This is a genomic window from Halorubrum persicum (genome assembly GCF_002727125.1).
Taxonomy (GTDB): Archaea; Halobacteriota; Halobacteria; order Halobacteriales; family Haloferacaceae; genus Halorubrum; species Halorubrum persicum.
Window position 1 is genome coordinate 1 of sequence record NZ_NHOA01000156.1, and the last position, 17745, is coordinate 17745.

Here is a 17745-nt window from a genome sequence, read left to right on the forward strand (position 1 = left end):
CGGCAACGCTGTGTCAAGGCACCCAACCCGCCGTCTGGTTCCCGGACGGTCCTCACGGTCGTGACACCGCCGGGGGATCGCGACGGGGCCGAACCCCACCCACCCCCTCTCCCTCTCTCTTCCCTTTCGCGGGATCCCTTCCCACTTCGGCGCCAGCCGCCGCCGTACCGGGTGATGCCCCGAACCGCCCAGAAGTTCGGGAGTCACTCCCCGTCGGCGATCGGGAACTCCAGTTCGAACACGGCGCCGCGCGGATCGTTGTCGCGGACGCGCACCGTTCCGCCGTACCCCTCGATGATGTCTTTGACGAGGTAGAGTCCGAACCCGGTTCCGTCGCTGTTGGCTCCGCGTTCCTCCTGGGCGAAGACGGACTCTCGACGGGACGCCGAGATGCCGGGGCCGTTGTCGGCGACGCGAAGCCGCAGGACGTCGCCCGCGCGCTCTCCGTCGATGACCACGCGGGGCGGCGAGGCGTCGTTGTGCTCGACGGCGTTCTCGAACAGGTTCGCGAGCACCCGGTCGAGCAGGTCGTCAGCGCGGACGGATCCCTCCGGAATATCTCGTTTCTCGACCTCGACCGTCGGATACGCCTCCTCTATCGCCTCGATCTGTTCGTCGATGACCGGTTCGAGGGCGACGGTGGTCAGGTCGTGCTCCTCGTTCAACACCGACTGCATGTACGTCCGCATCGTCCGAACGAACTCCTCCATCTCCTCCGTCCGGTCCATCGCGACCGCGAGGTGCTCCTCGTGAACGTCGGCTTCGAACTCGACGTTCCGGTCGAGCATCCTGAGCCGCGCCTGGACGAGCGAGATGTCGCCGATCAGGTCGTGCCGGAGGGTCCGGTTGACGAACTCCAGCACGTTCCGCTCCTCCCGGACGCGCTCCTCGCGCTCGATGCGCTGGATCGTGTCACCGACGTAGGAGCCGAACAGCTCCGCGGTCGAGAGCTCGTGGCTCTCGAGGCGTTCCGAGCAGAGGTCGATCCGCCCGCGGTCGCCGATCGCGACCGTCTGGGCGGGCTCGGAACGCTCGCTCGGGTCTGGTGACGTGTCGTGCTCGATGACCACGTCGCCGTCGACGACGACGCGAAACGGAGTTCCGGGGACGGCACTCGCGATCGCCTCTTCGAGGACCTCGTACGCCTCCTCGTGTGACGTCGCCGACGCGAGCCTGCTGGCGTCCTCGTAGAGCAGTTCCAGCCGCTCGTTCAGCTCCTGCTCGCGGCTGATCTGCTCCTGGAAGATGTTGTTCCGGACGGTCGAGACGCTGAGGGCGAACGACGCCGTCGCCCCGACGAGAACGCCGTCGAGCGCCAACACGATGGGTTTGAGACGCCCGAGGATATACCACTGGAGCGCCATCGCCCACGCGAGCACGAACGTCACGGCGAACGCCGTCAGCAGGGTGCGACGCGCGACCGTCGTGACCTGCTCCGTCTCCCAATCGGTCCGGATCAGCCAGATCCCGCCGGTCACGAGCCCGCCCGCGAGCAGGAAAAACAGGGCGTTCTCGACCAGCGTCAAAGCGATGCTCCACGACAGGGCGGTGAAGTCGTCCCAGACGTCGTACAGCGGAATGACGAGCAGAATCGCTCCGAGAAGGCTGATGCTCCCGCCGGCGAGCCACCGGCGAAGTCTCCCCCCCGAAGGTGGGCCCATTATGCGGGAACCTTTCCTGATGGCACAGATAATAACCCGACCTAATCCCTCGCGCTCCCCGGTGTCCCGCCGCTTCCGCCCCAGCGGCCCGCAGACATCGGTGAAACCGCATGACTGCACGCGGGGTCGGCGAGGTAAAAACGCGGAAACGGCGTTCCTGGGCGTAAACAATAAATCACCGGTTCGAGATAGACGAGATATCTAATGTCTTTCGTCTCCGCCGACCCGAAAGAGGTGTTAGAGCGGATCGAGGACGCGTTCTTCGCGATCGACGAAGAGTGGCGGTTCACCTATCTCAACGCCCGCGCGGCCGAGATGCTCGAAGTCGATCGCGACGCCGTCGTCGGCGCGGTCCTCTGGGACGAGTTCAGCGAGGCCACCGGAACGAGCTTCCAGCGCGAGTACGAACACGCGATGAACGAACAGGAGTCGGTCTCCTTCGAGGAGTACTACCCGCCGCTGGACACGTGGTTCGAGGTCAGCGCCTACCCGTCGGAAACCGGGCTTTCCGTGTACTTCCGGGACGTGACGGACCGGGTCGAGCGCGAGCGGGAACTCGAGCGCTACGAGGGGATCGTCGAGACGGCCCAGGAGGGCATCTACGTCGTCGACGAGGATGGCGTCTTCCAGATGGTCAACCGCTCCTACACCGAGATGGTCGGCTACTCGGAGGCGGAGCTGCTCGGAAACGACGTCACGATGGTCGCCGACGAAGAGGCCGCCGAGACCGCGGCCGCGTTCGAAGCGGAGCTACGGGAGGGGGCGCGCTCCTCGGCGAGTCTGGAGGCGACGCTCGAACGGGCCGACGGCGAGACGTTCTCCGCCGTCGCGACGTTCTCGCTGCTGCCGAGCGGTGACCGGGTCGGCGTGGTCCGCGACGTCACGGAACAGCGAGAGCGCGAGCGGGAACTCGCCCGGACGCGGGAACTGCTCGAACAGGCCGAGCGGATCGCCGACGTCGCCGGCTGGGAGATCGATGCCGAGACGCTGGAGATGTTCTGGTCGAACCACCTCTTCGACCTCCTCGGCGTGGACGTCGAGGAGGAGCCGTCGCTGGACGACTCCTTCGATCTCTGCCACGAGGACGACCGACCGCTCGCCGAAGACGCCGTTACGGAGGCGATCGAATCGGCCGAGCCCTTCGATATCGAAGCGCGATTCGTCGTCGGCGACGGCGAGACCCGGTGGCTCCACGTGCAGGGCGTGCCGGTGACGGCGGACGGCGAGGTCACGAAACTCCGAGGCGCCGCCCAGGACATCACCGAGCGCAAGGAGCGCGTGCGCGATCTCGAACTGTACGAGCGCGTCGTCGAAACGACCAACGACGGCGTCTACGCGGTCGACCAAAACAACCGCTTCATCATGGTCAACGACGCGTTCTGTGAGTTGACCGGCTACGATCGCACGGACCTCCTCGGTCAACCCGTGACCGTCCTCAAGGACGAAACCGTCTCCTCGAAGGCCGAGCGGCTCGCCGAGGAGATCATCAACGAGGGCCGCGACGAGGCGAAAGTCGAACTGACGCTGCACACGAAGGCGGGCGCCGACCTCCCGGTCGAGGCCCGGTTGGAGCCCCTCGAGTTCCAAGAGGGTATCGGCCGCTGCGGCGTCGTCAGGGATATCACGCAGCGCAAGCTGTTCGAAGAGCGGCTGGTGTCGCTCCACGGGGTCACAAGCGAACTGTTCCGGGCCGACTCCGAGGAGACGGTGGCCGAGACCGCGATGCGGGCCGTCCGCAACGTCCTGGACGCGCCCGCGGCGTGGTACTTCGACTACGACGCCGCGGAGGGCGTCCTCGCGCCCCGAACCGCCTCCGACAGCGCCGACATCCTGGACTTCGAGCTCCCCGAACTCACGCTCCAGTCGGAGACCGTCGTCGGGTCGGCGTTCGTCGAGGACGAGAGCCGCCGGATCGACGACATCCGTAACACGCCCGAGTACGACGACTTCGATCGGGATGCCGACCTCCGGTCGGCCGTCCTCTCGCCGGTCGGCAACCGCGGCGTCCTCGTCGCCGGCTCACCGGCAGTCGGCGCGTTCGACGAGCGGACGCGGCAGCTGCTCGAAATCGTCTCGACCGCCGTCGCTGCCGCGTTCAACCGGGTCGAGCGCGAGCAGATGCTCCGCGACCAGCACGAGCGGCTGTCGGCGTTCAACGACCTGAACCTGCTCGTGCACAGCCTCGCGGAGTCGATGTTCGGGTTATCTTCCCACTCAGACATCGAAGAGCTCGTCTGCGAACGGCTCGCTTCCTCGGGCTCCTACGAGTTCGCGTGGATCGGGACCGCGGAGGACGACGAGGTGCGAGTGAGTGCCGAGGCCGGCGTCGAGGGATACCTCGACGACACCACGATCCGGCTCGATGAGGGACCGACGACCGAGGGGCCGACCGCGCAGGCGTTCCTGACCGGAGAGGTACAGACGGTCCAAGACGTCTTGTCCGAGGACCGATACGAGCCTTGGCAGACCCACGCACGGGAGTTCGGCTACCGTTCGTCGGCGGCGGTGCCCATCGTCAACGACAGCCTCTACGGGACGCTCAACCTCTACTCTCACCGGGCGAACGCATTCGACGACGAGGAGCAAGAGGCGTTACAGCGTCTCGGCTCGATCATCGCCTACGCGCTGGAGTCGGTCGAGCGCGACCGCGAGCTCCAGCAGGAGCGAAACCGCCTGGAGTTTATGAACCGCCTGCTGCGTCATAACCTCCTCAACAGCCTCAACGTGGTGAAGGCGCGCCTCGATCTGCTCGACGGCCGGGTCGACTACGAGGTCTCGTCTGACTTGGAGACCGCGACCCAGCGCACCCAGGAGATGATCGAGTTCGTCGAGACGGTGCGGCGAGTAACCGACGTGATCGGGCGCGGCGAGGACCAGCAGCTCAGACCCTGCGACCTCGGATCGGTGCTCGAACGCCGCGTCGCTCGCGCCCAGCAGACGTATCCCGGGGCCACCTACCACCTCGAATCGGCCCCGTCGGTCGACATCGTGGCCGACGACCTGCTCGGCGAGGTCCTCGACAACGTCCTGATCAACGCGGTGCAGCACAACGCCGACACCGACCCGGCGGTGTGGGTCGACGCGACGGTCGACGACGAGTCGGTCGTGGTGTCCGTCGCCGACGACGGGCCGGGGATCCCCGACGAGCGCAAGTCGACCGTGTTCGACCGGACGACCAAGGAGTTCGAGGACCCGGGCTCCGGCTTCGGCCTCCACCTCGTCAAGGAGATCATCTCCTCTTACGGCGGCGACATCGAAGTCGACGACAACGACCCCGAGGGCGCCGTCTTCCGCCTGCGGTTCGACCGAGCCGAGTCGCGCTAACGCGGTCGGCTGAAGGAGGATAGGTGAGCCCTTTTTGAGCGCGCCCGGCGAGCGTGCCGACTGAGGAGATGTACGATACGATCGTCGTTCCGGTCGACGGCAGCGCTCCGGCGCAGGCCGCCGCTGAGACGGCTGTACAGTTGGCAGACACCTTCGACGCCGACGTCTCGCTGCTCGCGGTGGTGGAGCCCTCGGACAGCTCGCCCACCGAGTCGCTGCCGGACGCTCCCGGTCGCGACGACCTCAGCAGTCAGTGGCTGCAGACGCTCGACCGCGCGGCGGCCACTGCGTCGAAGGCGGACGTCCCCTGTGAGACCGCGATCGAGTCGGGGGTGGCCCACACGGAGATCGCGGCCCACGCCGACCGGGTCGGCGCCGACCTCGTCGCGATGGGGACCCACGGTCGGACGGGGATCGACAGACTGCTGCTCGGGAGCGTCACCGAGCGCACCCTCCGGACCCTCGAGATCCCGGTGCTGACCATCCCCGGCGTCGAGGCGGCCGGCGCCGATATCGACGACATCGTGGTTCCGACCGACGGCTCGCCCGGCTCGGAGCGCGCGGCGGAGCACGCCTGCGCGGTCGCGGACGCGTACGACGCGACCGTCCACGCCCTCGCCGTCGTCGACGTGCAGTCGCTGGCCGCGGTCAGCGAGGGCGGCGTCGCCATTTCCGATCTCGTCAGTTCGCTGGAAGCGCAGCGCGAGCACCACGTCGAGGCGGTCTGCGAGCGGGCCGAAGCGCGCGGGGTCCCGTGCGAGTCGGCGGTGGTCGAGGGGACTCCGCAGACGGCCATCCGCGACTACGCCGACGACCGCGACGCCGACCTCATCGCGATGGGGACCCACGGGAGGGAGGGCGTCAAGCGGCTCTTCCTCGGCAGCGTGACGGAGCGGACGGTTCGGGAGAGCGAGGTCCCGGTCTTGGCCGCGCCGCTGGCCGAGTGAGAGCCCGATCGATGCGATTCCCGTAGCGAGTGGCCCGGTCGCGACGGCGGCTCACGCTTCCTCTCGGAGCCGACCCCGACCGCGGATCACTCCCGCGAGGGGGTCGTGAGGTTCCACAGATCGCCGCCGCAGTCGGGGCACTCGACCAGCTCGTCCGTCGGCTCCAACCCCGAGATGTCGTCGGCCTCGAAGCGGCTCTCGCAGTCGGCGCACTCGTACACGAACGGCGGTTCGGGATGGTATGGATCGTCGGTCATCGGCGGGGGGATGTCTCGGCGGCGACGTTATCGAACGGGGGCCTACTCTGTTAACGGCGCGCGGCCGTTTCTCGCCGCCGACTTCGGCGCCAATTAGGCTAAAGGTTTTATATGATAATATTCCACTCTCTCTAAAAGAATGATCGAACTCACGAATAGACACCCGAGTCAGCGACGATCTATCTGGCATATTACTCCTGTATCGGGTGTGGCGACGCGCGGGCGGGGGTCGGTATGAGTGAATCCATCGCCGCGGCGTCGGCGAATGATTCCGCCGAGGCGCCGACGATACTGATCGTCGACGACGACAAGGACCTCGCGGACACCTACGCGATGTGGCTGCCCGACGAGTACGACGTCGAGATCAGATACAGCGGGGTCCAGGCGCGCAAGCGCATCGACGACGACCTCGACCTCGTCCTGCTCGACCGCCGGATGCCAGGCATCCCGGGCGACAAGATCCTGGAGGATATCAGGGAGCAGGGTATCGACTGCCCGGTGGCGATGCTCACCGCCGTCGAGCCCGACACCGACATTATCGACCTGAAGTTCGACGAGTACCTCGTCAAACCGATCACGCAGAAGAAGCTTCAAGACACCGTCGACGAACTCCTGCTCCGGCGGGGGTTCGAGCCGGACGCTCGGGACCTCTTCGCGATGGAGTCCAAGGCGGAGGCGCTGGCGTCGCGGGACGAAGAGAACCTCCGCGACTCCGAGGCCGCGGCCGAACTCCAGACGGAGGCCGAACGCGCCACGGAGTCGGAGCGGGTCAGCGAGCTGAAGTCCCGGCTCGAGCGGCTCCAACGGCTCACCTCCATCATCCGCGAAATCGACAAGGAGCTCGTCGTCGCCTCCGAGCGCGAGGAGATCGAACGGACCGTCTGCGAGCGGCTCGTCGAGTCCGACCCCTACGAACTGGCGTGGATCGGCGACTACACCGTCAGTTTCCAGCAGACGACACCCGGGTATCTCGCCGCGCCGCCGTCGACACCGGCGAGGTGCAGGTGGTCGACGACCTCACCGCCGACGACAGGGCGCAGCTGCTCGAACCGCTCGGGCTCTCGGCCGACGACCAGCAGATCTCCGCCGGCGCGATCGTTCCGATCTGCTACCAAGACACCGTCTACGGCGTTCTGAACGTGTACACCGACCGAGAGGACCTCTTCGACGACCGAGAGGTCTCGGTGTTGTCGGAGCTCGGAGACAGCATCGCACACGCGATCCACTCGGTCGAGACGAAGAAGCTGATCCTCTCGGACACCGTCGTCGAACTGGAGTTTGACATCCAAGACCCCGACGACGTCTTCGTCGCGCTCTCCCGAGAGACCGACTCCCGCATCGACCTGAAGGGGTTCGTCCCGGCCGCTGACGGAGAGCTCATCTCCTACCTCGAAGTCACCGGCGCGTCGACGGAATCCTTCCTCGACGCCGCCACGGAGTTCCCCGCGGTCCAGATCGTCCGCGGCATCGGGGACTCGGGCGACGAGAACCTCTGTGAGCTCCGGATCGCGGACTCGACGATCGTCCTCTCGCTGATCGAGGCCGGCGCCTCCGTCGAGTCGATGTACGCCGAAGCGGGCCACGGCCACCTCACGGCGACGGTCGCGCCCGAGGTCGACGTGCGGACGGTCGTCGAAGCGATCGAGACGCGGTTCGACGACGTCGACCTCGTCGCGAAGCGCGAGACCGAACGCGACGTCCAGTCGGTCGAGGACTTCCGTCAGTCGCTGGAGAACCGGCTCACTGACCGCCAGTACTCCGTTCTCGAGGCCGTCTACTCGGCGGGGTACTTCGACTGGCCGCGGGAGTCGACGGCCAAGGAGATCGCGAACTCTCTCGACGTGGCGCCGCCGACACTCCACGAGCACCTCCGAGGCGCACAGAAAGAGCTGATCGAGACGTTCTTCGCCGAGACCGGGAAGTTCTCCGAGGACGAGCGGCCGCAGCGCGAGGAGTGATCGCGGCCGTCCCGCTCACAGCAGGAACGTCGGGACGTACATCGCGATACAGCCCACGGCCGCCCGCCTGTCGATCCCGCCGTTCAGGTAGAAGAGCCCGACGACGACGACCGACGCGGCGATCGTGTAGCCGGCGGACGCGACCGTCGGGCCGACGCGGTCGACCGCGATCCCGCCGACGAGGGCGCCCGCGCCCAGCGAGAACAGCGGGTCGGTCACGTTGCTGCCGAACAGCGTCCCGACGGCGATGTCGGCCTCGCCGCGGTCGATGGCGAGTGCGGCGATGGCGATCTCGGGCGCGGTCGTTCCGAGGCCCGTGACGAGCCCCAAGAGGTACTCCGGAACCCCGAGCGCGACGGCGAGCGCCTTGCTGTGGACGACGAGGAGGTGCCCGCCGACGGCGACGAGGGCGAAGCCGACGACGATCCAGCCCGCCGCCTGCGGAAGCGAGCGGTCGCCGCCCGCGTGACGCTCGACCAGCGCGGCGTGGCTCTCCCCCCGAAGCCGGACCCCCAGAAAGCAGAGGTAGGCCGCGACGAGCCCCCCGCCCTGGACGCGAGAGACCGCCCCCGAGCTGATGGCCGCGAGCATCAGCGCCATCGCGAGGATCATTCCGGTCCCGTAGAACCGAACCTCACCCCGCTCCAGTCGGAGCGGCGAGAGCAGCGCGACGATGCCGACGCCGAGGGTGATCTGTGACGTGATCGAGCCGATGATGTGGCTGACGACGAAGTCGCCGGCGCCGTACAGCCCGGCGTACACGGCCGTCGTTATCTCCGGGATCGAACTCCCGACGGCGACGAGCGTCCCGCCGACGAGGAGCGTCGGCAGGCCGAACGCCATCGCCACGGTGACCGCGGCCTCCACCGCCCGTTCGCCGCCGTAGATCAGGCACGCGAGCCCGACGACGGCCCCGACCGCGTGCCAGAACGTCACCCGACGAACACCCGGTCGATCGACGTGGGGGTTCTTGGCACAGAGCTGGAGTCCGTCTCGACGCTGTCGACGAGGAGTGGGGGGTCGGCGAGTGATCGCCTGGGGACGTCGCGCCGGGGGCGGGAACCGCCGCCTACTCCGACCACTGGGGGACGACCGCCGGGTCGAAGCTCTCGTAGAACTGTTCGAGGAGCTTGAACGACGGCGGGTCCTCTTCCACCAAGACGTCATCGGCGATGGCGTGGAGCTCGGCCACGGAGTCGGGGGCGCCCACCGGGGCGGCCGCGATGGTGTAGGTGTCGGCGACCTCGGCCATCGCCGTCGTACAGGCCTTCATCGTCGTGCCGGTGACGATCCCGTCGTCGACGATGGCGACGACCCCCTCGGGCGTCGGGTCGCTGCCGATCTCGTCGAACGTCTCGTGTTTGTTCCGCGCCTCCCGGAACGCCCGCTGCTTTTCGACCTCCAGCTTCTCCTTGTCGACGTCGAACGCCTCGACCAGCCGGCCGTCGATCCAGGTCGACCCGGTGTCGGTCACGGCGCCGAGCGGGATGTCCTCCGACGGCGGTCGGACCGGCTCGGCCACGAGGAGCCCCAGATCGGCGTTGAACCGGTCGGCGATCGGTTCGGCCACGGCCACGCCCCCCGTCGGGACGGCGAACACGGTATCGGGCCGGAGATCGTGATCGACGAACCGTTCGGCGAGGCGCTTTCCCGCGGACGTCTTGTCCTCGAACATGTGTCGATCGGTGGTCCCCCCGGATGTCTCGTCGTTGAACATGCCTCGATCGTCTCCGAATTTCCGTCCGACCCACATAATTAGCGAGCCTAACACGACCCTGACCGTCGCGCGTCTCAGCGCGCCCGACGGCGGCGATTAGGGCGACGAGTGAAGCCTCCGTCGGTCACACACCGGCCCGTGTCCGAAACCGTCCTCGTGCCGATCGACGGCTCCGATCCCGCCGACGCAGCGGTGTCGTTCGCCTTCGAGACGTTCCCGGACGCCCACCACGTGCTCTTCCACGTGATCAACCCCTTGGAGACGGCCCTCGACAGCAGCCCGGAGGCCGTCACCGAGGAGTTCTGGTCGCAGCGCATCGCGGCCGCTCAAACGCAGAGCGAAGCGATCCTCGGAGCCGCCGAACGGCGCGTCAGGGACGCCGACGTCAGCGCGGAGGTCGGATCGAAGATCGGACCGCCGGCTCGGGCCATCGTCGACGCCGCCGAGGAGCGAGACGCCGATCAGATCGTCATGGGGAGCCACGGTCGCACGGGCCTCTCGCGGATCGCCCTCGGAAGCGTCGCCGAGACGGTGCTCCGCCGGGCGCCGGTCCCGGTGACCGTCGTCCACGGCGACGAAGCGTGATCCGCGCGGGCGAGTCGGCTCACCGGTCGCTCCGACGGTCGAGCAGCTCGCGGACGTCATCGCGCGTCGCCGTCTCCCCCTGCTCGACGAAGTAGGTCGCGCACGCGTTGCCGAGCGCGAGGCACTCCCCCCACGGGAGGCCCGCCGCGATCCCCGTCGCGAGCGCGCCGTCGAATCGGTCGCCAGCGCCCGTCCGCCGACGGACGCGCTCGGCCTCGAAGTTCTGGACCACGGTCAGCTCGTCGGTCGCGGCCGCGGCGCGGCGCTCGTCGTGGAGGACGACGGCGTCGATACCCAAACGGTCGCGGAGGGCCAGCTCTCTCTCCGTCCCGGTCGCCTCGACGCCGAGAACCGCTGCGAGGCGACCGATCTCCCGGTCGTTCGCCGTCAGGACGACCTCGGTCTCGGCGGCGAGAGCACCCAGCGCCCGGCAGAGCGCCCTGAGCGGCTCCGCGCTGGAGGCGGTCACGTCTCCCGGGTCGAAGACGACCGTCGCCGCGCCGAGGTCGAGGTCGGCGAGCGTTCCGATGGCGTCCGTCATCCCGTCGACGCCGACCCAGTTCTGGAGGACGACCACCTCGTCGGAGAGCCACGCGTCCGGCTCCGTGCGCACCGCCGCGAAGAGGTCCTCGATGCGCCACTCTCGGATATCCTCGGACTCGACGGCGAGCATCATCTCCTCCTCGTCGAAGGAGAGCACCTGGACCGTCGCGGGCGCGCCCATCGAGATCGTCCGAAAGGGGAACGACCCGAGATGGGGGTCGTCGAGGTGGCCGTACAGCGTCACGTCGGGGCCGAGAACCGACGCCTGCCGGGCCGCGTTCACCGCCTGCCCTCCCGGTCGGACCGCCTCGGAGACCAGTTTCAGCGACCGCACCCCGCCGGAGAGGCGGTCGACAAACGCCGGGAGCGTTCGGATCCGCTCGCCGGTCGCGTCGGCGACGCCGTAGTATCGGTCGACGCTCCCGTCCGGGAGGGCGATCACGTCGCGGTAGTCGAGCCCTCCCGTCAGGCGGGAGCGGAGCGCGTCGTACTCCATCGGTCGCCTCGACCTACGAGCCCCCACCCCGTAAATCCGGTCGGACTCCGCGGGCCCGCGTCCGACCGCTCCGCCGCGATCGGGCCGGGAATTGGTCGACGGTTTATATCGCTTCGCTGGCGACATCCCGTGGTAGAGGGGCACGAACGCGTGTCCGCAGACGACTCCGATCGAAGGCGACGCTCCGAGACCGCTCCGGGACGCTCCGAGCCCAGATCACGGGGGTTCACGACTATGTCAAACGAATCCGACTCCGCAGATCCGACGGTGCTGGTGGTAGAGGACGACAGAGACCTCGCCGCGACGTACTCGCGGTGGCTCGAGCCGGAGTACGACGTCCGGACGTCCAACTCGGGGTCCGGCGCGCTCACGTGGTACGACTCGGAGGTCAGCGTCGTGATCCTCGACCGCCGAATGCCGGACATTCCGGGGTCGACGGTCATTCAGAAGATGAACGAGCGGGACATCGAAGACCAAAAGGCGATGCTCACCAGCACCGAACCCGGCTGCGATCTGGTCGACATCCCCTGCGACGAGTACCTCACGAAGCCGCTGACGAAGGCCGAGCTTCGGGAGACCGTCAACGAGCTCCAGCTGCGGTCGCAGTTGGACGACGAACTCCAGCGCTACTTCAGGTTGACCTCGAAGATCGTCGCGATCGAGACCAGCAGCACGGCCGGGACGGAAGCCGCGCTGGAGGATTTACGCAGGGAGGTCAACCGGATCCGCGGACAGATCCAAGAGCGGATCGACGAGCTCAACGGCTTCGATCCGGCCTTCCGCACGATCGAGTAGGCACCTCTCCCCTACGGCGCCCGACGCGGGGCCGTCGGACCGGCGTCGTGCGTCGTCTGCGATCGGTCGGGTTCGGCGGGGTGCTCGGAGCTACTCGTGCTCCGGAATCAGGTGGATCGACTCCCGCGGGATCAGCACGCTGAGCTCCGTGCCGTTCGCGAGCGCGAGCCGTTCGAACGTCGGCGGCCGGACGTTCGTCGTGAGCGTGATCGAACCGGCGTCGCACTCGACGTCGATTCGGTATTCGCTCCCCTCGTTCAGCCACCGGGCGACCGTCCCCGTGACCGCGTTCGCGGGTCGATTCTCGTCGGCTTCGTCGGGGGCTTCGACGGTGATCCGTGACGGGTGGATACAGACCGTCACGGCTGAGGCGGGCACATCCGAAACGGTCGTCTGGAGCCGAACGTCGCCGACCGACACGGTCGCTCCGGTCGACGGTCGGTCGGTCACCGTTCCGTCGAAGACGTTCTCGGTCCCCGTAAAGCGGGCGACGAAGCGGCTCGTCGGTCGAGTGATCACCGTCGAGGGCGGACCAACCTGTTCGATCCCCCCGTCTCGAACGATGGCGAGTCGGTCGCCGAGCGCCGTCGCCGTGCGCTGGTCGTGCGTGACGTAGAGAACGGGGATATCGAGCGACTCGAACAGGCGATACAGCTCGTCGCGGAGCCGTTTCCGGATCGGTGCGTCGAGGCTCGACAGCGGCTCGTCGAGGAGCAGCGCGTCCGGGTCGGTCGCGAGCGTTCGCGCGAGGGCCACGCGTTGTCGCTCCCCGCCGGAGAGCGTCGCGGGCTTCCGCTCCAGCACGCCGTCGAGTTCGAGCAGCGTCGCGAGCGAACCGACGCGATCGCCGTCCCTAGCCGCGTACTCGATGTTCTCTCGGGCGGTCATATGGGGGAAGAGCGCCCCCTCCTGGAAGACCATCCCCACGCGCCGGTCTTCGAGCGGCAGGCCGACCAGTTCGCGACCGTCGAGCCGCATCGATCCGGCGTCCGGGACCGCGATACCGGCCACCAGCGAGAGCAGCGTCGTCTTCCCGCTGCCGGACGGTCCCAAGACGGCGAGCACTTCGTCGTCGACCGTCAGGTCCACCGGGCCGAAGTCGAACTGGCCGTAGCTCTTGCGCAGTCGCGAAAGTTCGAGCGTCATTCCCATGGGTTCGACGCGACCGTGTTGAGCACCGCGAGCGCCGCGACGGCGATCCCGACCAGGAGTATCGCCACCGGATACGCGTTATCCAAGCCGAGCTCGATGAACGCCACCCAGATCTGTACCGGCATCGTTCGGGGGTAGTACGCCATCATCATCGTCGCGCCGAACTCGCCGATCGCCCGCGCGAACGCGAGGGTCACGCCGGCGAGAATACCGGGGCCGGCCAGGGGTAGCGTTACGCGTCGAGCGGTCGTCAACCGACCTTCCCCCAGCGATCGAGAGGCGTACTCGAGCGTCTGGTCGACGCTCTCGAACGCCGCTTTGGCGGTCACGACCACGAACGGCGACGCGACGAATGTCTGGGCGAGCACCACGCCGGCGAGCGACCGCGTGAGCGGGAACCCGGCGGCAACCGCGGCCTCCCCGAGCGGCGATCCGGGGCCGAAAACGGTGAGCAGCACGATGCCGCCGACCGTCGGGGGGAGCACTAACGGGAGGATCACGACCGCGAGGACGCCCTTCATCACGGCCCCGTCGGTGCGCGCGAGCCAGTACGCGAGCGGTAGGCCGAACAGGGTGGCGATGACGGTGCTGACCGACGCCGACAGCAGCGACGTGGTCGCCGCGTCGACGACGGTCGGATTGGTTATCTGTGCGAGAATATCCCCGGCCGGGACCGAGAGAAACAGCGACACCAACGGCACCACGTAGTACAGGAGGAGCACCCCGCCGAGGACGAGCGCGACGCTGAGCCAGTCGAATCCCACCGTCACCGTCCCCGATCGCTCCGTGTTCGAGCCCACCGCCATTCAGATCAGGACGGTGACATCCGAGACGGTTGAGGACAGCGGTTCGGTTGGGCCGCCGAGTCGGGACTGCGTCTCGTTCGACCGGCCTGCTGTTTGTCGCACGCGCTGGGGGACGGCGCCCGTGTAGGCGGGGAACTGGTCGCGGAGGAGAAACCCGTGTTCCGCGAGATAGCTCCCGGTCGTGTGGGCGTCGAACACGGCGACCGCAGCGTCGCTCATGTGTCGAATGGTCGAGCCGTAGCTGATGAGTCCGCCGCGTATTTCCCGGCCGCTGGGCAGCGCGTACGAGGTCGTCGCATACCACTCCGCCGCGTACCGAGGATTGCTCAGGTTGATCTGGTCCGGGAGTGCGATGTACTCGTAGTCGCGTTCGACGGCCATGTTTCGGTACGCGATCGCGGCGTCGACGGAGCCGGTTTCGAACTGACTGATCAACGATGTCTCGGGATAGATCTGGTCCTGTCGCGGGATCTGCTCCCTGAGGTTCGGCGCGTCGTCGTAGTACCGCGAGGCGAGCTCGAACATGAAGAGGGTGCGATACCCGAGCGGATCCTGGTCGGGATCGGTGCGACCGATCGTTACGCGTCCGTCGAGCAGCGGTTCATACCAGCGCTCGGAGCCGGCCTCGGCCAGGCGCGCGCCGCCGTCCGTCTCCGGGTTGTACGCGATGACGACGGAGTTGCTGGTGAACACCGAGTGCCACGGCGGCGAAAGCGGCTCCTCGAAGAGGGCCACGTCGGCGACCGAGACGATGTCGGGGTCGCGCTGCCCCTCGGCGATCATTCGGGCGACGGTCGCGGAGCCGTGCGCTTCGATCTCGACCGGAACGTCGACGGCCGGCGCGAGTCCGTTCGCCATCGCGTTCTGCAGACTGCCAGCCGCGAGGATAGCGATCGTCGGCGACTGACTGCCCGCTTCGCTTCTCCCGCCCGTACAGCCCGCGACACCGGCGACGGCCGCGGTCCCGGCAGTCAGGAGGAACCGTCGTCGCGTCGTCGGGGAGCGATTCGCCATATGATGTGCAGAAGTGTTTGAGCCAAAAGCTTAACTCAAACACATCTGTTTAACTACGGCATGGTCTCTGCCGACTCGACCGCGCTGACCGAACGACAGGTGACGGTGCTCGAACTCCGAGAGCAGGGGCGGACACAACAGGAGGTCGCGGATCGGCTGGGAACGACCGACGCGAACGTCAGCGCGATCGAACGAGCCGCGGAACAGAACATCGAGAAGGCGCGCCGCACGCTGGAACTCGCTCGGACGATCCGATCGCCGATCCAGTTCTCCGTCTCCCCGGGGACGAGCTTCGACGATCTGGTCGCCAGCGTCTACGATCACGGGAACGAAGCCGGCGTCAAAATCGCGTACTGCCGTCCGGAGCTGTACACCCACCTCTACGGGGCCCTCGAAGGCTGTACGAACCAGAGCGAGCTGAAGACGACCATCGACGTCGGAATCACCAACGAGGGCGAGGTGAGAGTGTACACCGAGGCGCTCTGACCGCCGCCCCGGCGGGGAGTTCGATCAGCGCTCGGCGTCGGCCGACCGAACGCTTACGACCTCGATCCCGCGACGAAGAAGCGGATCCGCGGCGTCTGCGGAGAGGTACGCCGTCCCCCGTCGAACGCCCGGATCGAACTCGGGGGTGGCCCGAACCGACACGTCGCCGTTGGAAACGACGACGAGCGCTTCGGCGGCCTCGTCGACATCGTCGTCGAGGCCGCGTTCCTCGGCGTCGCTCGGATTGATCCGGAGCACCGGGGCGGCCGGCCCCTGGGCGGAGCGGTCGGTGGTCCGCCCGCCAGTCACCAGCCGCAGCTCGTCGGTCGCGTCGGGCTCGACGAACGGCTGTGCCGTTCCGAACCGCGCGTACCCGTCCGGCGTTTCGAACCGCTCGCGATAGAGCGGGTCGGCGTCTTCCCCGCCCTCGCCGGCGGGCCACTGGCGGCCTCCCTCCCCGATCGCCGCATCGGAGAGCCCAGCGTGCGTGGGCGCGACACGGCACAGTTCGTCGAACACCGCTCCGGCGTCCGCGTACTCGAACGCGGACGGGCGGTCGGTCAACCGCGTCCCGAGGTCGGCGAGTATGTCCCGGTCGGGGCGCGCCTCGCCCGGTGGCGTCTGGACCGGTCGGCTCCGCTGGATCCGGCGCTCCAGGTTCGTGAAGGTCCCCGCCTTTTCGGTTCCGGCCGCGGCCGGCAACACGACGTCCGCGTGTCGCGTGGTCTCGTTCGCGACGAGGTCGACGGCGACCAGCGAATCGATCGCGTCCAGTCGGCGCTGCACCCACTCCCGGTCGCGTTTCGATATCGCGGGGTTCTCGCCGACCACGAGCGCGCCCCGGATCTCCCCGCCGAAAGATTCGAGCAGCGCCGTCGCCGTCTTGCCGGGCGTCGGCGGCGGCGCGACGCCCCACTCGGACTCGACCCGCTCGCGCGCGGTCGCCGCCGTCACCGGCTGGTGCCCCGGCAACCTGTCGGGGACGCAGCCGGCGTCGGCGGCGCCCTGCTCGTTGGCGAGCCCGCGGAGCACGTACAGGCCGGATCCACGTCGCCCGACGTTCCCCGTCAGCAGCAGCATGTTGAGCAGCGCCTCCGGCGCGTTCAGCGCGCCCGTGCCACCCTCGATCCCGGTCCCGACGAGCCCGGCGATCCGGTCGGCGTCCGCCAGCCGGGACGCCACCGCTTCGATCGTCTCTCCCGTGACTCCCGCGGCCGTGAGGGCGGCGGCGGGTTCCGCGTCGGCCATCGACGCCGCGAACCGCTCGAACCCCCGTGTCCGGGCGTCGACGAAGGACCGATCGACGCCGGTTTCGGCCGCGAGGAGCCGCCGGCTCAGACAGTCGAACACCAGCGCGTCCGTCCCCGGTCGCGGCGTGACGTGGATGTCGGCCAGCCGTGTCGTCCGGTTTCCGGCCGGCTCGATGTGGACGAGCGTGGCCCCGTCGTTGACCGCCGGCCTGACGAAGCTGTTGAACGCGACCGGCTGTCGTTCGGCGGGGTTGGCCCCGGCGACGAGGATGACATCCGCCTCCCGGAGACCGGCGAGGCTGTTCGTCGTCGCCGGCCACCCCACCCGGTCTTCGAGGATCCGCGCCGTCGAGGCGTGACAGAGCCGGGAGCGGTTGTCGACGTTGTTCGTCCCGAGCATCCGGGCGAGCTTCTGGAGGAGGTAGTTCTCCTCGTTCGTGCAGTGGGGCGCGCCGAGAAACGCCAGCGCGTCCGGGCCGTCTGCGCGCAAGATGGATCCGAACGACGCTTCGACGCGCTCGTAGGCGGTCTCCCACGACGCCGGTCGCAGCTCCCCGCCTCGCCGAACGAGCGGCGTCGTGAGGCGATCGTCCGGCGTGTCGAACGCGGTGACGCCGTTCCGGCAGAGCCGCCCGTCGGGGTTCGCCGGGGCGGCGACGCCCTGCGCACGCGATTCGTCGGCCGTCGGTTTCAACCGGCAGCCGACGCCGCAGAGCGGGCATACCGTCTCATCGGGCGTTCGATCGGACACGGT

At 68.2% G+C, this 17745-nt stretch carries 15 protein-coding genes and 1 pseudogene; 7 read left to right on the plus strand and 9 right to left on the minus strand.

Translation table 11 applies throughout. The features are described from left to right. Nucleotides 1-203 precede the first annotated feature (203 nt). Nucleotides 204-1661, minus strand: coding sequence for a sensor histidine kinase (locus DJ69_RS17075; RefSeq protein WP_099256776.1), 1458 nt, complete (start codon nt 1659-1661; stop codon nt 204-206). 204 nt (nt 1662-1865) lie between these two features. Between DJ69_RS17075 and DJ69_RS17080 the strand changes: the two genes are divergently transcribed. Next, a complete protein-coding gene (locus DJ69_RS17080; protein ID WP_099256777.1) occupies nt 1866-4985 on the plus strand; it encodes a PAS domain S-box protein in 3120 nt (1039 codons plus the stop codon). A 68-nt stretch (nt 4986-5053) separates the two neighbouring features. Further along, nucleotides 5054-5932: a universal stress protein gene (locus tag DJ69_RS17085; RefSeq protein WP_099256778.1), complete on the plus strand. Its 879-nt coding sequence runs from the start codon at nt 5054-5056 to the stop codon at nt 5930-5932. Between the two features lie 86 nt (nt 5933-6018). On the opposite strand, the gene DJ69_RS18600 is transcribed toward DJ69_RS17085, so the two are convergent. Next, nucleotides 6019-6189, minus strand: coding sequence for a DUF7129 domain-containing putative zinc-binding protein (locus DJ69_RS18600; RefSeq protein ID WP_180271864.1), 171 nt, complete (start codon nt 6187-6189; stop codon nt 6019-6021). 234 nt (nt 6190-6423) lie between these two features. Between DJ69_RS18600 and DJ69_RS19080 the strand changes: the two are divergent. Together DJ69_RS19080 and DJ69_RS18605 are read left to right on the plus strand one after the other, a co-directional pair. Continuing rightward, a pseudogene (locus DJ69_RS19080) lies at nt 6424-6780 on the plus strand (response regulator transcription factor); the annotation flags it as partial. A 413-nt stretch (nt 6781-7193) separates the two neighbouring features. Further along, nucleotides 7194-8147: a bacterio-opsin activator domain-containing protein gene (locus DJ69_RS18605; RefSeq protein WP_180271865.1), complete on the plus strand. Its 954-nt coding sequence runs from the start codon at nt 7194-7196 to the stop codon at nt 8145-8147. A gap of 15 nt (nt 8148-8162) precedes the next feature. Here DJ69_RS18605 and DJ69_RS17115 read toward each other — a convergent pair whose 3' ends face one another. Both DJ69_RS17115 and DJ69_RS17120 read right to left on the minus strand, forming a co-directional pair. Beyond that, nucleotides 8163-9083, minus strand: a complete 921-nt coding sequence (locus tag DJ69_RS17115) for a sodium:calcium antiporter (protein WP_180271866.1) — start codon at nt 9081-9083, stop codon at nt 8163-8165. A 133-nt stretch (nt 9084-9216) separates the two neighbouring features. Next, nucleotides 9217-9864 carry a phosphoribosyltransferase gene (locus DJ69_RS17120; RefSeq protein ID WP_245851753.1) on the minus strand — a complete coding sequence of 216 codons (648 nt, stop codon included), beginning with the start codon at nt 9862-9864 and terminating at the stop codon, nt 9217-9219. Nucleotides 9865-10002: 138 nt separating this feature from the next. Here DJ69_RS17120 and DJ69_RS17125 point away from each other — a divergent pair, with 138 nt between their 5' ends. Beyond that, nucleotides 10003-10449 carry a universal stress protein gene (locus DJ69_RS17125; RefSeq protein WP_099256843.1) on the plus strand — a complete coding sequence of 149 codons (447 nt, stop codon included), beginning with the start codon at nt 10003-10005 and terminating at the stop codon, nt 10447-10449. 19 nt (nt 10450-10468) lie between these two features. Here the strand turns inward: DJ69_RS17125 and DJ69_RS17130 are convergent, their stop codons facing one another. Next, complete coding sequence (locus DJ69_RS17130) at nt 10469-11488, minus strand: carbohydrate kinase family protein (RefSeq protein ID WP_180271867.1); 1020 nt, start codon at nt 11486-11488, stop codon at nt 10469-10471. Between the two features lie 234 nt (nt 11489-11722). Between DJ69_RS17130 and DJ69_RS18610 the strand changes: the two genes are divergently transcribed. Then, the gene (locus DJ69_RS18610; protein WP_180271868.1) at nt 11723-12283 is read left to right on the plus strand and encodes a response regulator transcription factor; all 561 of its coding nucleotides are present in this window, start codon (nt 11723-11725) and stop codon (nt 12281-12283) included. A 90-nt stretch (nt 12284-12373) separates the two neighbouring features. Here the strand turns inward: DJ69_RS18610 and DJ69_RS17140 are convergent, their stop codons facing one another. Genes DJ69_RS17140 through DJ69_RS17150 form a run of 3 tightly spaced genes read right to left on the minus strand, consistent with a single transcriptional unit; the run spans nt 12374 to nt 15255 of the window. Further along, on the minus strand, nt 12374-13429 hold the full coding sequence (locus DJ69_RS17140) for an ABC transporter ATP-binding protein (protein WP_099256784.1): 1056 nt from the start codon (nt 13427-13429) through the stop codon (nt 12374-12376). Further along, nucleotides 13426-14241 carry a molybdate ABC transporter permease subunit gene (locus DJ69_RS17145; RefSeq protein WP_099256785.1) on the minus strand — a complete coding sequence of 272 codons (816 nt, stop codon included), beginning with the start codon at nt 14239-14241 and terminating at the stop codon, nt 13426-13428. The genes DJ69_RS17140 and DJ69_RS17145 overlap by 4 nt, the downstream gene beginning before the upstream one ends. Next, on the minus strand, nt 14242-15255 hold the full coding sequence (locus DJ69_RS17150) for an extracellular solute-binding protein (RefSeq protein WP_099256786.1): 1014 nt from the start codon (nt 15253-15255) through the stop codon (nt 14242-14244). It lies immediately after the preceding gene. Between the two features lie 60 nt (nt 15256-15315). On the opposite strand from DJ69_RS17150, the gene DJ69_RS17155 reads away from it, so the two are divergent. Beyond that, nucleotides 15316-15741, plus strand: a complete 426-nt coding sequence (locus DJ69_RS17155) for a Tfx family DNA-binding protein (protein ID WP_099256787.1) — start codon at nt 15316-15318, stop codon at nt 15739-15741. A 24-nt stretch (nt 15742-15765) separates the two neighbouring features. Here the strand turns inward: DJ69_RS17155 and DJ69_RS17160 are convergent, their stop codons facing one another. Continuing rightward, a complete protein-coding gene (locus DJ69_RS17160) occupies nt 15766-17742 on the minus strand; it encodes a molybdopterin oxidoreductase family protein (protein ID WP_099256788.1) in 1977 nt (658 codons plus the stop codon). Between the last annotated feature and the right edge of the window lie 3 nt (nt 17743-17745).